Origin of the sequence: Methylocaldum sp. 14B (assembly GCF_002005105.1) — a bacterium.
In the GTDB taxonomy this organism is placed as follows: domain Bacteria; phylum Pseudomonadota; class Gammaproteobacteria; order Methylococcales; family Methylococcaceae; genus Methylocaldum.
On record NZ_MSCV01000013.1, the window covers coordinates 136,539 to 151,312 of the forward strand.

General features: G+C 56.4%; 8 protein-coding genes and 1 pseudogene. 5 read left to right on the forward strand and 4 right to left on the reverse strand.

Annotated features, from left to right (window positions below):
* Window positions 1-269: 269 nt before the first annotated feature.
* The 3 genes from B2A78_RS11790 (at window position 270) to B2A78_RS11800 (ending at window position 4,415) form a co-directional block, all read left to right on the forward strand.
* The gene (locus B2A78_RS11790; RefSeq protein WP_077730186.1) at window positions 270-2,705 is read left to right on the forward strand and encodes a sigma 54-interacting transcriptional regulator; all 2,436 of its coding nucleotides are present in this window, start codon (window positions 270-272) and stop codon (window positions 2,703-2,705) included.
* Between the two features lie 853 nt (window positions 2,706-3,558).
* Complete coding sequence (locus tag B2A78_RS11795) at window positions 3,559-3,864, forward strand: DUF6794 domain-containing protein (protein ID WP_346425843.1); 306 nt, start codon at window positions 3,559-3,561, stop codon at window positions 3,862-3,864.
* Between the two features lie 107 nt (window positions 3,865-3,971).
* Window positions 3,972-4,415, forward strand: coding sequence for a DUF2721 domain-containing protein (locus B2A78_RS11800; protein WP_077730188.1), 444 nt, complete (start codon window positions 3,972-3,974; stop codon window positions 4,413-4,415).
* An 80-nt stretch (window positions 4,416-4,495) separates the two neighbouring features.
* Here B2A78_RS11800 and B2A78_RS11805 read toward each other — a convergent pair whose 3' ends face one another.
* The 4 genes from B2A78_RS11805 to B2A78_RS11820 all read right to left on the reverse strand — a co-directional run bounded on the left by B2A78_RS11805 (window position 4,496) and on the right by B2A78_RS11820 (window position 12,809).
* The gene (locus B2A78_RS11805) at window positions 4,496-4,711 is read right to left on the reverse strand and encodes a (2Fe-2S)-binding protein (protein WP_077730189.1); all 216 of its coding nucleotides are present in this window, start codon (window positions 4,709-4,711) and stop codon (window positions 4,496-4,498) included.
* Between the two features lie 659 nt (window positions 4,712-5,370).
* Window positions 5,371-6,879, reverse strand: a complete 1,509-nt coding sequence (locus B2A78_RS11810) for a PAS domain-containing sensor histidine kinase (RefSeq protein WP_240502498.1) — start codon at window positions 6,877-6,879, stop codon at window positions 5,371-5,373.
* Window positions 6,880-6,894: 15 nt separating this feature from the next.
* Window positions 6,895-7,596, reverse strand: coding sequence for a response regulator (locus B2A78_RS11815; RefSeq protein WP_077730190.1), 702 nt, complete (start codon window positions 7,594-7,596; stop codon window positions 6,895-6,897).
* Window positions 7,597-7,637: 41 nt separating this feature from the next.
* Window positions 7,638-12,809: an AAA family ATPase gene (locus B2A78_RS11820; protein WP_077730191.1), complete on the reverse strand. Its 5,172-nt coding sequence runs from the start codon at window positions 12,807-12,809 to the stop codon at window positions 7,638-7,640.
* Window positions 12,810-12,971: 162 nt separating this feature from the next.
* Here B2A78_RS11820 and B2A78_RS25655 point away from each other — a divergent pair.
* Both B2A78_RS25655 and B2A78_RS25660 read left to right on the forward strand, forming a co-directional pair.
* Window positions 12,972-13,718: pseudogene (locus B2A78_RS25655) on the forward strand (IS5 family transposase); the annotation flags it as partial.
* Between the two features lie 193 nt (window positions 13,719-13,911).
* Window positions 13,912-14,124, forward strand: a complete 213-nt coding sequence (locus tag B2A78_RS25660; protein WP_143735154.1) for a hypothetical protein — start codon at window positions 13,912-13,914, stop codon at window positions 14,122-14,124.
* Window positions 14,125-14,774: the final 650 nt, after the last annotated feature.

The following is a 14,774-nucleotide window of genomic DNA, read 5'->3' on the forward strand; positions in this document are numbered from 1 at the left end:
TTCGCCATCCCGACCGAGCCCGAAGCCGAGAGCGAGGAATGGCCAATCGATAGGCCGTTTGCGATTGTAAGGCCTCGCGCAACGGCCTTATTCAACCGGCTTCTTTTCTAGACTGATCTTTGATACCGTCATGCGTGGAGAACGAAGCGGATAGCTGAAACGGTGACCGTTCCGACGTTCTCGCATCACTTCACCAAGTTCGCGTGATTCACGGGGGGACATCAGTTCGAGGACATGCAGGCCTACATCATTCAGGCAGCATCGCGACCATGCAAACGCTGATCACTGGCGGTATTCCCAATATGGACCGCAGCCCGCCGGAGGACAGGGTGCTCAACATCGCCAAGGGGATTTCCAGTGCGACCGGTGAAAGCTTTTTCCGCTCATTAGTCGAACACCTTGCCGCTTCCCTTGACGCCCACCGCGTCTTCATCGGCGAGCTGGTGGAAGCCGGCTCGGAACGGGTGCGCACCATCGCCGTGTGGGCGGACGGGAAAATCGTAGACAACTTTGAATACGATCTGGCGCATACCCCTTGCAGACACGTGATCGGCAAGAGCCTGTGCTCCTATGCGAGCGGTGTGCAGCAATCGTTCCCCCAGGATCGGTTTCTCGCCGAGATGAAGGTTGAAGGCTATGTGGGAACGCCGCTTCTTGATTCGGGCGGCCGTGCCCTGGGCCTGATCGTGGTGTTGTTCGACCACCCCATCGAAAGCCCGAAGCTGGCCGAATCGATCCTGCAGATTTTTGCCGTGCGCGCCGGGGCCGAGTTGGAGCGCCGCCGGGCCGAAATGGCGCTGCGGCACAGTGAAGAACGCTGGCGCCAGGTGTTTGAGAATTCCGCGATCGGTATCGCATTATCCAACGTGGATGGCCGGTTTCTGGCCGCCAATGCCGCCTTTCAGCGAATGCTGGGTTACACCGGAGAGGAACTGCTTGCACTCTCCTGGCCCGATATCACCCACGAGGAAGACCGCGGCAATAACTTGGCCCTTTACCAGGAGTTTCTCAGCGGGAAGCTCCAGCAGTTCAAGATCGAAAAGCGCTATCGGCGCAAGGACGGGAGGGTGCTCTGGGTCAGCAACACCATTTCCCGGGTTTTGGACGGAGGCTACTGCCCCGGCTTTGTCATGGCATTGGTCGAGGATGTCACCGAGCGCAAGCGGCTGCAGCAACAATTGCAGGAGGAACACGAGCGACTCCGCCTTTTGCTGAATCTCACCAACGAGGTGCTTTCGCACCTGGATCTGAGACAACTTTGCCAGGCCGTTTCGTCGAGCGTCCGGCGCGTCATGCAGTGCGATTTCGTGGGTCTTACTCTGCCCGATCTCGAGGCGGGCGGGATGCGCCTTTACACGCTCGACTTCCCGGACGGCAAAGGAACCGTCCGGGCAGGCGCGCTTTTTCCTATGGAAGGGACGCCGTCTGGTCTGACGTTCCGGACAGGTCGCCTCCAGGTCTTCGACGCCCAGCGCATGGCCCAGTTCGATAGGGGAATCAATCCTGGCCTGGCGGAGGGTCTGAAATCCGGTTGTTTCTTTCCGCTGATCCATTGCGACCGCTTGCTCGGCACCTTGAATCTATTGCGGCTGGCGGACAGCGTCTTCAGCGATGGGGAGATCGATTTCCTGGAGAAGATCGCCGGGCAGGTGGCGATCGCCGTGGACAATGCCCTGAATTACCGTGAAGTGAGTGAGGCGAAGGAACGGCTGGCAGAGGAGAAGCGCTGTCTTGAAGACGAAATCCGGATCGAGCACGACTTTGGCGAAATCATCGGCGAAAGTCCTGCGCTGGCGTGCGCTCTCAAACAGGTCGAAATCGTGGCGACGACCGATGCGACCGTTCTGATCTCCGGTGAGACCGGTACCGGCAAGGAACTCATCGCCCGGGCCATTCACGACCTGAGCGCGCGCTCCGCTCATCCCTTCGTCAAGGTGAACTGCGCGGCCATTCCCAGGGATCTGCTTGAGAGCGAGCTGTTCGGCCATGAGAAAGGCGCCTTCACCGGGGCGATCGCGCGGCGAATCGGTCGGTTTGAACTCGCACACGAGGGCACTCTGTTTCTCGATGAAATCGGTGAGATTCCGTTGGATCTGCAGCCCAAGCTGCTGCGGGTGCTGCAGGAGCAGGAGTTCGAGCGGCTCGGCAGTGCCCGTACCGTTAAAACCAATGTCCGGTTGGTGGCGGCGACCAACCGAAACCTGGCCCGGATGGTCAAAGAGCAGACGTTTCGTGACGATCTGTATTACCGTCTGAACGTCTTTCCCATCACGGTTCCGCCTCTACGCGAGCGTCCCCAGGACATTGCGCCCCTGGTGCGACATTTCGTGGAAAAGTTCGCGCGGCGCATCAACCGCCCGATCACCCACATTCCCAACGAGGTGATCGAAGCGCTCAAGCGTTATCAATGGCCGGGCAACGTGCGCGAGCTTCAGAACGTCATCGAGCGCGCGGTGATTCTGTCGCCCAATGGCGTGCTGCGCGTACCTCTGCCCGATTCGGTATCCGTTCACAAGGAATCTTACACAATGCGCGGCGCATCGAGAACACTCGAAGACGTCGAACGCGAACACATCCTCCAAGTCTTGCGGGAAACCGACTGGGTGATCGGTGGGCCGAAAGGGGCCGCGGAACGACTGGGCCTCAAGCGGAGCACCCTGCGCTCCCGCATGGAAAAACTCGGCATATCCCGCGACATGTCGTGACGAACATTATCGCTTTCAGTAAGGCATTAATTTCTGTAGGGTGGGTTAGGCCGCGAGGCCGTAACCCACCGAACGGCCTCGGACCTGTCCTGAGCCAAGTCGAAGGGTCGGTGGGTTACGCGGGGCCTGTCCTGAGCTTGTCGAAGGGCCTGTCACGAGCGGAGCCGAGGGGCTATAACCCACCATCGATGGGTTTCGGTTCGCTCTACCCATCCTACGATGAATGTTCACTCGAATGCCGAATGGAATAAGACTCGAAAACGTGTCACAGGCCATATCCCGCTTCTTCATGGTATCCAGGTCGCGGCTGCCGATAGCCGCAGCGGTGAGTTGCATGGATTCTTGTCTTGCCCGGTTGAAATCGCTAACTATGGGGGCGGGTGACCAAGAGACCGAAGCCACGGTCGGCCTGTAGGAGACGGCCGCATTGCAGTACATGTTCTTAAGCTTTTTGTATTGCCAATGCGCGGTCGAATGTTCCTTGCCTCTTTATGGCTAAGTACATTCAGGGAAGTCTTGCGGCATAGGCAACCTGCAGGACAACCCCGCCAATCAAGCTAATCTATCGAGATTCCGCAAATATTTGCGGAATGTACTTAGAGCGTTTTCATCTCGCTCGTACGGCAAAACAGGCTTGGCGGACGTCGTTGGCGCCTTCGGCTAGGGTAGATCGATTCAAGCTTTCGTAGGTCGGCAATCCTTTGCCGACGAACCCGTTGGCCCAACGGCGGCGTCGGGAAGGGATTCCCGACCTACTCGCCAGTGCCCGTACAGTAGGTATGAAAACGCTCTAAACTCCAATATTCCCGATTTTGGTCCTTATTTCCGGCAGCTTCCTCTCATCATAAAGAAAATGACCAATCCGTTACCATCGCCCGATTCAGAGGCCGATCAGAGTTTGCCTCGAACCCTTCGAGAAGCCGTGGACCGGTTGACCCTCCAGCTGAGTCAGGCCGAAAAAGACAAAATTGCCGCGGCATCCAGTGCGGACGCCATCATTGTCCACTTCAGCCTAGGGGCTTATATCCGGAAGGTCTTTGGTCTTTGGCGCGGAAACAAGGCGCTGATGGCATCCTGTGGCGCTCTCAATCCCGAGGAGGCTTCGGTCGTGATTATCCGTGAGCTGTGGGCAAGGTTGCGGCGCCAGTCCGGTCTGTGATGTGAGCGCAGCTTGCTACCCTTCTGTAAGGAGGAGATTAATCTCATGAAGCGCGGTCTTCCTCCAAATTGTCCTTTTGCTCAACCATTTAATCTGTGAGGCTGTCGATGCAAGCCACTGCCACCGATATTGCTCATGTCATAGAACTTGCGGTGGCGCCCGTATTTCTTCTTACCGGCATCGGTGCTCTACTGTCGGTGCTTAGCTCTCGCGTTGGCCGCATCGTTGATCGGTCCCGCCAGATCGAGGACAAACACGCCGGCACGGACGAACACCTCCATCCGGACATTCAGTGCGAGATCAGTATGCTATCGCGCCGCGCCCGCATAGCGTACTGGGCGATTAGCCTCTGTACGGCCTGTGCCTTGCTCATCTGTACACTCATTGTCGTTCTGTTCGTCGGGGCCTTCTTAAGCCTGGATGTTTCGAACGCTATCGCGATTCTCTTTATCGCCGCGATGGCCGCCCTGATCATCGGCCTTTATTGCTTCCTGCACGAAATTTATCTGGCGACCGCCAGCTTGCGGTTCCGATGGCGCTACCGAAAATGAGCACCGTTATCAGCTGCTGCCAACACCATCGTTTGGCATCAATCTTCCTTCGCCGTGTTGTCGAGGAAAACAGAGCGGCGCTATAGGGCATCGTGCAAAACAGGCGAAGCATATTCGGCTAACAAGGCCAGAATGTCTGTATCGCAGGCCCCGCAACCTGAACATGCACCGGTCGCTCTCGATATGCTGTCCAGGTCGTTGACTCCCTTATCGACAAGTCGCTTGATCTGTCCTGTCGTCGTCCCGCTACAGCGGCAAATCACGTTCTTTTTCTGGTCGGGATGGTTGATGTTCATTTCAATGGCGAAAGTCTAGAGTTCTAGGGTAAGGCACAACGGATACCGTCGTGACTGCTTCGCGCCGCCATGGATCGGGCGGGTAGGGAGCCGTGGTCGAGGAGCTCTTTGATCCGGTCGACAGGGTGGCCGCTCTGAACCGGAAAACTCGGTTCCATCGGCGCCGGTTGCAGAAACGCCCCGTGCGCATCCGTCGGTATTTTAAACTTCGGAAGATTACTTATCCGGCCGCGGCCGGATGATTCTGATTTAACTCAATGCCAATCCTGTGTCGGGTGTTATCACCGTTTTCATTGCGCAGTAGGCACTATCGGTCGAGCATGGATTTCCGTCTGAGCTATTAATCAGGCCCGTAAATACCCTCCTGGTATTTCGGGCCGCCGCCCAGGCCCGGTACACGCCCGGCCTGGGCTCACGCGGCTTGTCGCCGCGCCGGGGCATCCCTGCCCCGGATTAACCCGGCCTATATTTATAGGCCGGGTTAATAACCAAATATTTGCTAGCCGCTTCACGGATAGGTAAGGGCGATGATCTTTATAACGAAACCATCTCGAAGACAGGGGTGGATCAGTGCTTATAATGACACGGTGTCTTGCGTCCGATGCAATTCCCGGTGAACTTCGGCACCGCCGGAGGTAGCGAGGAAATCGAGGTCCGGTTTACCTAAGGTTGGCAGTCAGGAGGAGGGTATTACTCTCTCTTACGTCGGAATTATCGTCCACCACCCGCATCTCTGCGTTAGGCGATGGCACTGATGTCTTAGAGACAGGAAGGGTGGTCCCTTCGTCAATCGTCGGCAAACGGATGCTGAACGTGGAGCCGAGTCCAGCGCCAGGACTTGATGCCGTTACTTGTCCGCCGTGTAGTTCCACTAGCCGTTTTACCAGGGTAAGCCCAATGCCTAGTCCGCCCTGAGACCGATCCAGGGTACGCGTACCCTGCTGGAATAGCCCAAAGATCGTCGGCAATAGTTCCGTCGAGATGCCAGTGCCGTTGTCCCGCACCTGGATCTCGACTTCGCCCCCGAGCCGTTGGACATCAACCTCGATCCGGCTGCCTTCCGGAGAGTATTTGCTGGCATTGTCGAGTAGGTTAAGCAACACTTGAGACAGGCGCACGGAATCGCCCTCCAACATTATCGGTTGGTTAGGCAGACAAGCATTGAGATGTTGTTGTTTGGCCGAGATGAGGCCTTGTGCCGTCTCCAAGACGGATTTAATCACTTCTACAAGGTCAAGCCGCTCTTTCTTCAGCGAAATTTTGCCGCGCGCGATACGGGAGACGTCCAGTAGATCGTCGACCAGGCGAGCGAGGTGCGTCACCTGTCGCTTAATGATGTCCTTAGCCCAGTGAAACCGCGTGTCTTCCAGCTTCAGCATGTCCAAAATGTGGGTTGCGTTGCTGATGGGGGCCAGCGGATTTCGGAGTTCATGAGCCAGCATGGCCAGGAATTCGTCCTTATGTTGATCGGCTTTGCGCAGAGCAGCCTCGGCCTGTTTGCGCGAAGATATATCGCGGCTCACGATGGCGATGCCAACCGGTTCGCCCGTGCTGTCTTTGATGAAGAACACGTTGTAGATCATCCAGATGGCGGCGCCGGTCTTGAAATGCCGGAACCTGATTTCCACATCGGCGTGGCCCTCGCGCATAACGCGCGGGAAAAATTCTTCAAGGATGAAGCGCTGGTCTTCGGGGAAGAAAAATTCCTGGATCGGTGTTCGGATGCACTGCTCCAGGCTGTCTATGCCGATCAGGCGCATGCCGGCTTCGTTGATGTAAAACGGCGTGAAATTCATGTCGCATATGCCGATGAAATCCATGCTGTTATCGGCCAGCGAAACGAACTTTTGCCGTTCCAGCTCCATGTGCTTGCGCTCGGTAATGTCACGCAGGGCGATGACGTAGCCGGATTGCCCGTCCCATTCGATCGGTGTGGAGCGCATTTCCGCCCAGGCGAGTCCGTTCGGACGGATTAAATTAATGTCCTGATGGCTGTTTTTATCAGGATTGATCGGAATCGCCAGCGATTGACCGACTATCGGGCTTCGCGCCAGCAGGGTTTCGGCAGCTTGGTTGGCATAGAGTACGACACCCTGGCTGTCTACAACCAAAACGCCGTCGGTGATAGTGTCGAGGATCAGATCAAGCTTGCGAAGCCGGGTGTTCATGGTCGATAAGCGTGCTTAAACGATGATGGTTTGTACGCCGATTCCTTTCGCTTGAGTGGTAATGGCCGCCATGATCGAAGGAGCCCGCGACAAGTCACCGAGCAGTTTCAATACGGGTTCCGGCATGTCGCGCACCAGCATCGGCGTTGCAAACACGTCCTTTTCCAATGCTTTTTCCGGCATGCCCAAGACTTCGACGACGTCCAGAACCCATTGTCCGGGATCGTAAAGATTGGCGAGCGCAGTGGAAATCTGCTCGACCAGACGGCGGGTTTCACTGTTCAGGGACACCACATACAGGGTTAGAACCAGTTTGTGCTGGTTTGCGCGCCGTTCTTCCTGAGGATTGCCGATACGGGCAATCTGGGCGAGATTGCGAATTTGTGCGGAAGACAGCGGCTTGCTGGCCAGTTCGAACTGAAAGCCTTCCTCATTGATGCCTTTCAGTTGCTCCATGTATTCGTTGGCAAAGGCGGTGACGATGTAAACGTTCAGCGTTTCGTCAATGGTTTTCAGACGGCGCAAGGTTTCCACGCCATCGATGCCGGGCATGCGCAGATCGAGAAAAATCAGATCGGGGCGTTCCGCGCGGGCCAGCTCGATGCCTTGTAAACCGTTCTCGGCTACGCGAACCGAGAAACCGTCATTTTCCAGAATCAGCTTGAAGGCACTGCGCACTGCCGGGTCGTCATCTATTACCAGAATTTTGCTTGCCATAACCTTGTATATCGTTTCTCTTATGTATCGAATTCAAATGCTCAAACATGGGGAAAGCGTAGCCGCATGCAGCAGCCGTGCCCCTGTAAACTCTCCACCTGTATATGGCCGCCGACATCCTGAACCAGACGGCGGATGACCGACAAACCCAGTCCGGTGCCTTTTCCGGGAGGCTTGGTGGTAAAGAACGGATCGAAAATTTTGGTTTGCACCTCTTGCGGGATGCCGGGACCGTTGTCGGCCACGCTCAGTTCTAGCATGCCATCCACGGGCCTGAGCATGATTCTGATTTGTGGTTGCTGGCTATCGACTAGTGCGTCGCGGGCGTTAATGATCAGATTGACCAGGATCTGCTGCAGACTGTCGGAGCTACAGCGAATGGCCGGCAGATCGTCGACGGCATCCACCTCGACCTTGATGCCGTGCTTGCCCAATTCGCCTTCCAGCAGCAATAGAGTTTGCCTGATCGCCTCCGCTATCTGGCAGGTGCCGCTCGGAGTCGATCGGTTGTGAACGAATACCAGCATGTTGCTGACGATCTTCTTGATACGGTGAATTTGCTGTAGCGCCTGATCGAGAATTTCCTTCGATTTGTCATCGGTGCTTCTGTCTGCGGCGAATTCGACAAAATTCATCACGCCCATCAGCGGATTGTTGATCTCATGCGCCACACCGCCGACCAGTGTTCCCAATGCCGAGAGTTTTTCCATCTGTAGCATGTGTTCCTGGTTTTCCTGTAGCTTTGTGTAGGCCTTCCGAGTTTGTTCCAGGAGGCGGGCGTTTTCCAAGGAAATCGCAGCCTGGGCAGTCAACAGTTCGGTCATGTCGGTTTTTTCAGTGGTAAATACACCTGCCGACAGTCGATTTTCCAGATAAAGCAAGCCGATGAGTTCGTTTTGCTTGATGATCGGCAGACACAACACCGAACGCAGTTTTAGCGCCTGCACTTCCGCGGTGTCCTGAAACTCGCCCTCGGCCATCGCATCGTGCAGTAATACTTTTTTACGCGTGCGTAGTACGTAGTTGACGATAGCATGACTAATGCTACTGCGGGTCTGTTTAAGACTGAGATACTCGCGATTGACGATGTGTTTTTCGCCGACATGGCTTTCGGCGGCGACCAGCAGTTCATCCGCTTCCTTGATCAGCAGGTAGCCATGCTGAGCCCCCGAGCTTTCCAGCACGACGCTCATGATTTTTTGCATGAGCCGATTCAGATCGACTTCCGCCGACAGGGCCAGCGCGGATTTGATCAGATAATTGAAATCGAGATTCGGCAGCGTAGCCGGCTTGTCGAGGGCGACAGTTTTTTCGGCACGAACTGGGTAGTCCGCTTCAGTATAAGGGAGGCGTTGCTGCAATTGCGCGTTTTTGCGATCGGCGCCGCACGCCCGGTAGATACGTCGCGCCGCGCCGTAATAAAGTCCGGCATCGCCGAGATTGCCGGCTGCCATGACATCAGCCAATGCTTCGTATAAATGGCCGGTGAGCAGGCCGTAGTTTTGTTCCTGGGCGACCGCGATCGCATCCAAATACAAGTTGCGGGCCTCGCGCATTTGGTTTCGAGCGCGGGCGATCTCGGCATGAACAAAGGCCAAAAAGGGTTTCAGCAGGGGGCCGAGACGGGCCCAGGTTTCCAGTTCGGCCAGCAACGGCGCAATTTCCGCTTCAAGCGCCGGCCAGTCGGCACCCTCCGGCCAGCGCAGGCGATTGACGATACGGAAGACATACCAGAGCCGTTTCAGCACGTTATCGGTCAAACCGTGCAGATAGCGTTCCACCGTGTGCAAGGACACCGCTGCCGCGGCGTAATCGCCTAAATAATGGTGGGCAAAACCCAGCAGCGCAAAATAACTGCCGGAAGCGGCGACATAATTGTCGGCTTCCCAGCGCGCCAGGGTTTCGGTCATGTCCACCGGCTGGTAATCGGGTTTCATCGGCGCCACCCAGCCGGCCAGCACGGCTTCGGCGAGGCCGACCGAGAACGACAGTTGGTTCTTGCGGGAAAAATGCAGGCATTCCTCGGCGGCTTCTTCGACCAGGCGCAGATCTTTGCCCTGCACCTGCAAATTCCACATCAAGGGGCCGTAGGACAGGCCGGCGTTATACAGGTCGCCGCAATTCTTGCCGCACTGTATGGCTTTGTGGCAGTAATCGACGATCTCGGCCGGATGGCTGCGCGAATGCATGTTGCACCAGACGATGCCGTTCATGCCGCGGGTGGCGCCAAAGGTATTGGGGTGTCTTTCACACAGGTCGTGGGCCAGATCCTGATAACGGAACGCGAGTTCGAACTTGCCCTGCTCGCCGAGATTGAGGCCCATGATCGAAAACGAGTAAATCACCGATTCGTCCATGCCGCCCTGCAGGCAATGCAGGGTCGATTGCGCGGCGGACAGATACAGCTGCGGCACCAGGCCGGACATATAAAGATCCGGAATGAGCTCGCTGTAAAACGCCAGCTCGATCTTGCTCTTGCGGTCCTGGGTAAAAGGCATGTGCAGGATCGTCGTCCAGACGTCGCCTTGCCGTTCGATTTCCGCCATTAAGGCCCGCATTCGCTGGTGAGCGATCTCGGCTTGTTCGGGGATTGATTTATCGAAGTAGGCCAGGCCTCGGTTGGCAGTCGCTATCGCCTCGTTGAAGTTGCCGAACGAGGACAGCGACGTGGTCTGTTCCGCCAGGGCTTCGGCTTTGTCCAAGTCGCTGGCGGCGTATTCGATCAAATGATTGAGCAGCGCTTCCGATCGTTCATAACGGCCGCACATCAACTCGGTCTTGGCCAGACGCTGGTATATGCGAAAGGTCAGATCGTAGGCCTGTTGCCAGCAATCGTCGGGCAGGTAGTCGTGGGCTTTCTGGAAAAAGTCGTTGGCGGCATCGCCGGCCAGCGCATCCAGCGCCTTGTTGCCGGCATGGAAGTTGATATCGACCAGCCGATACGCCAGCTCAGGTTCCATCTCCGCCGGGCGGCCCAGGTTGAGGTGGGCGGCGATGGTAAACAAGTTATCGAGGAGTTCGAGATGGGTTCCCGCCGGCACCGCTTGCAGCAGGCGGTTGCCGATGCGCCAGTGAATCGCGGGTTTGGCCTCAGTGTCGACCTGGCGCAGCACCGCTTCCTGAACCCGGTCGTGGACGAATTGCAGATCGGATTTGTTTTCCAGCAGCATCCCCAGATTCAAGACCGGCTTCAAATCCTCAAACAGCTTTTCAATGGGAATGTCCAACACCAGCGCCACGTCTTCGACGCTGAAACGGTTGCCCATGCAGGCACAGTGGTCGAGTATATGCAGGGTCTTGACCGGCAGTTTGCTCACCTTGGAGCTGAACAATTCAACTACCGAAGTCGGCATCTGCGTGTCGCGAATCCGCTTGATGTCCCAGTGCCAGTGGTGTTCGGCATCGGTGTTCAGCAAGTTCTCGTTATACAGCCATGCCAAACTTTCGCTGACGAACAGCGGGTTACCTTCGGTGAGGTGGGCGATAAATTCCGCCAGATTGGCCGTGGCTTCCAGCGAAGAGTCGAGGATGTAGGCCACCATTTCATGACAGTCGGCGTCGGTGAGCGCCTCCAGGCGAATTTCCGCGAACGGACCGTTGTTTTCCTGAATCTTGCGGATCAGCTTGCTGAGCGGATGGCTGCCGTCGACTTCGTTGTGCCGATAGGCGCCCATGAAAAACAAATAGGGATGTTCATCATGGTTGTCGAACAGGTTTTGCAGAAAGTCGAAGGTTGCGCTGTCGCACCATTGCAGGTCGTCGATGAACAGTACCAGCGGATTGTCTTCGCTGGCGAGACAAGCGAGAAACCGGCCGAACAAATTGTTGAAACGATGGCGGGCTTCCACCGGAGGCAGATGCGGCACTTCAGGCTGCCGTCCGATGATGAATTCCAGTTCCGGCAACACGTCGATGATGACGCTTCCGTTGTTCTCGACGACATCAAGTATTTTCTTCCGCCACTGCTGAACCTGCAGATCGCTTTCGGTCAAGAAGATGCGCATTAGATTGCGCAAGGCCTGAATCAGCGAGCTGTAGGGGATGTTTTTCTGATACTGGTCGAATTTGCCGGAGGTGAAGTAACCGCGATTCTTGACCAGCGGTTTTTGCAGTTCCTGAATCAGCCGGGTTTTGCCGATGCCGGACAGTCCGGAAATAAAGACCGAGCGGAATTTGCCGCTGATGACCTCGTCATATTGCTCCCGTATCAGCTCGCTTTCGTGCTGGCGGCCCACCATCTTCGAGATGAAGATGACCCGACGGCTACGATCGTGCAGGCCGATCGTGAACGCTGATACCCTGCCGGTGGCGGCGTACTCGTCCTTGCAGCGGATTAGGTCGGCCAGTAACCCTGCGGTGCTTTGGTAACGCTTCTCCGGCTGCTTGACGGTAAGTTTGGCAATGATGTCGGCCAAAGCTTGGGGAATCTGCGGTTTGAGCTGATTGACTCTAGGCGTTTCCTCAGCCAGATGCGAGTGAATCAGTTCCAGTGGATCGCTGGAAAAAAACGGCAGCTGACCGGTCAGCAGCTCATAAAACACGATCCCTAATGAATACAAATCGGTGGAAAAATCCACGCGATAATTGATGCGGCCAGTCTGTTCCGGCGAGGTGTAGGCCAAGGTATGGCGTACGAATTCCGGATCGTAGATGAAATGGCTGACGTCACGAATGTCGAGCGGGGTGATGAAATCGGTCAGCCGGAGCGTCAGCGTCCCCGGTTGAATCAGAATATTATGGGGCTTTATGCCGCCGTGGGTAATGCCGGCATCATGTACCGCGTGCAGCGTATCGGCCAGCGTACAAGCCAGCGTAAAAAAATCGTTGAGATCGAGTTTATTTTGGTGTGCCACCCAATGATTCAGCGTTTGGCCCGCGAACCAGGACTGAACGATAAACTGAAGGTCGCCGTAGGACTCCAGCGCGAGCGGCGTACAAACCCGCGGATCGTGCAGCACTTTCAGGCGTTCGATCTTCTGGCGCAGATGCCGCGACTGATCGTCCCAGCTCGACAGCTGCTTCAGCAGTTTGATGACCAGCGGTTGGTCGGGGACGTGTATGTGGTAGCCCTTGAATACCGAGGCCTGCAAGCTTTCTCCGAGTTTTTCGGTAGCGATGTAGTTGCCCAGTGTTGGCAGGCCCTGCGGTTGATGCTTTGTTGTTATATCAACTGCTTGCGCTATGCTCTCTGGAACGTGAGGTATGCCAGGCATGATGAAGTAATCTCAGGCTAAAGCCGAAGGCCTTGCGACGGTGAAGTCGCGAGGCTTGAATAAGAGCGGGGCTGTCGCGAACCGCCATATGATGATCCGTTAATATCCACCCACCGAATGTGGTTTAGGCCATGTTAACACAATGTCTGTTAGACTTCGCGCATGGAGCTCAGTGAATCTCAATATCAACAAATCGCCCACTGTCTGCCGCGCCAGCGCGGTAATGTGCGTCTCTCGAATCTCCAGGTGCTCAACGCGATCTTGTATGTCGCCAAACATGACTGCACGTGGCGCAGCTTGCCGCCGCGCTTTGGCCCCTGGCACACCGTGTATACCCGCATGATGCGCTGGGCCAAGAGCGGCGTGCTCGACCGGGTGTTCGAGCAATTGCAGCACCTGCAGATCATTCAGATCAAAATTGAAATTGTTCAAGTCAAAATCGAAGCGGTGCCGTTGGACAGTACGGTCATCGAGATCCATACGGATGGCACCGGCGCATTAAGAAAAACGGCCGCCAAGCCGTTGGCAAGCCGCGCGCCCGATGGAGCACCAAAATTCGTGTGGTTGCCGCGAATGAATGCTGTGCTATAACCTTTGCCCTCTCTTCCGGCTATGCCCATGATATCCCGAAAGATCGTCCAGTGCTGTCGGGTTCGAGGGCTCCACCGGTCTCCCGCTGCCTCATCATGGACCGCGCCAGCGCAGGCGACGAAATCCTTCAACTCGCGCTCGATCTGAGTACCTAGGTTCGTTACGCTCAATGCGACCGCTTGCCGCCCTAGGAGTACTACCTCGCGACGTTCCGCACGCGCAAAAAGGTCTGGTTTGGTCCATCGACTCAAAGGGTTTCGCCGATTCTTCTCTCGCTTCGATAATCTGGACCTGATATTTGCGGCGGTTATTCATTTCGCCTTTCATCGAAGTACTCAGGTTGTGTTAACAGGCCTTGGTGCTTATAGCCGCATTTACATTCTAACGACGCCGGGTGATCGGCTGAGGAGACGATTCTATACGGCAGTAGGAGAGTACGCTGACGGTGCTGCACCAGTGGATTGTCGAGCCGTCATCACTGGGCCTTGCAGAAGGCCACGGACGCGGTAATGTGGCCACCACTGAATCCAATTGCCACTGCACCACCTCTGCGCTGATGCGCGCCGAACGGGCGCGGGCCGACCATCGGACCTACCGCCTGGCTCGTCATGAAGCGGTCGTGAACCTGAGGCAACAAGGCTGGTCGTTTCGGGCGCCGGTCCCCGGCCTCATTGATCCGCTCCGGCCGCACTTGCCGCAGCGCTGGCGGAACGGGTATCCATAACGCCCGGCGGTTGTTCCAAGAGATCGCCCAGCAGGGCATCTTAGGATCGGAAAGCCTGGTGCGGCGGGCCGTTCAAGGATGACGGATCCCTCCGGTCGCTGCAGATAAGGCGCAGAACCGCGCGGTCGTGCGACCGGTTCCCCACGCTCCCCGTTGGGCGAGTTTTTGGTTTGTTGCTTGGAGGTAGGCCTGGCTCGGTCCCAGGCCTACCTCCAAGCAACAAACCAGAAGAATGGAAGAGGCGAGAGTGTGCCGCTGAATCGGGAAGTACGGGAAGCGATCCTATCGCGAGCACGGTTCAGAGCTACGCACTGCCCGGCTTCGCCCTGGTTTTTCGCTCACCGGACGGAACACGGCTTGGCTCGATACGGAAGGGATTCGAAGGGGCTTATAAAAGGCGGGAATCGAGGACTTTCATCCGCATGACCTGCGTCACACCTGTGCGGCCTGCTTGGTTCAGGCTGGAGTTTAGATCCGGGAGGTAGCGGAACTCCTACGGCATTCAGACATCCGGGTAACGATGCGTTATGGCCATCTTTCGCCGGAGAATGTCAGGGCTGCGGTGAAGGTCCTTGAAGGAGATCGGTCACGATCTGGCCATCCTGTGACTTTGATCGAGTAGGAGAAGATGGGATAACCAATTGATTAAA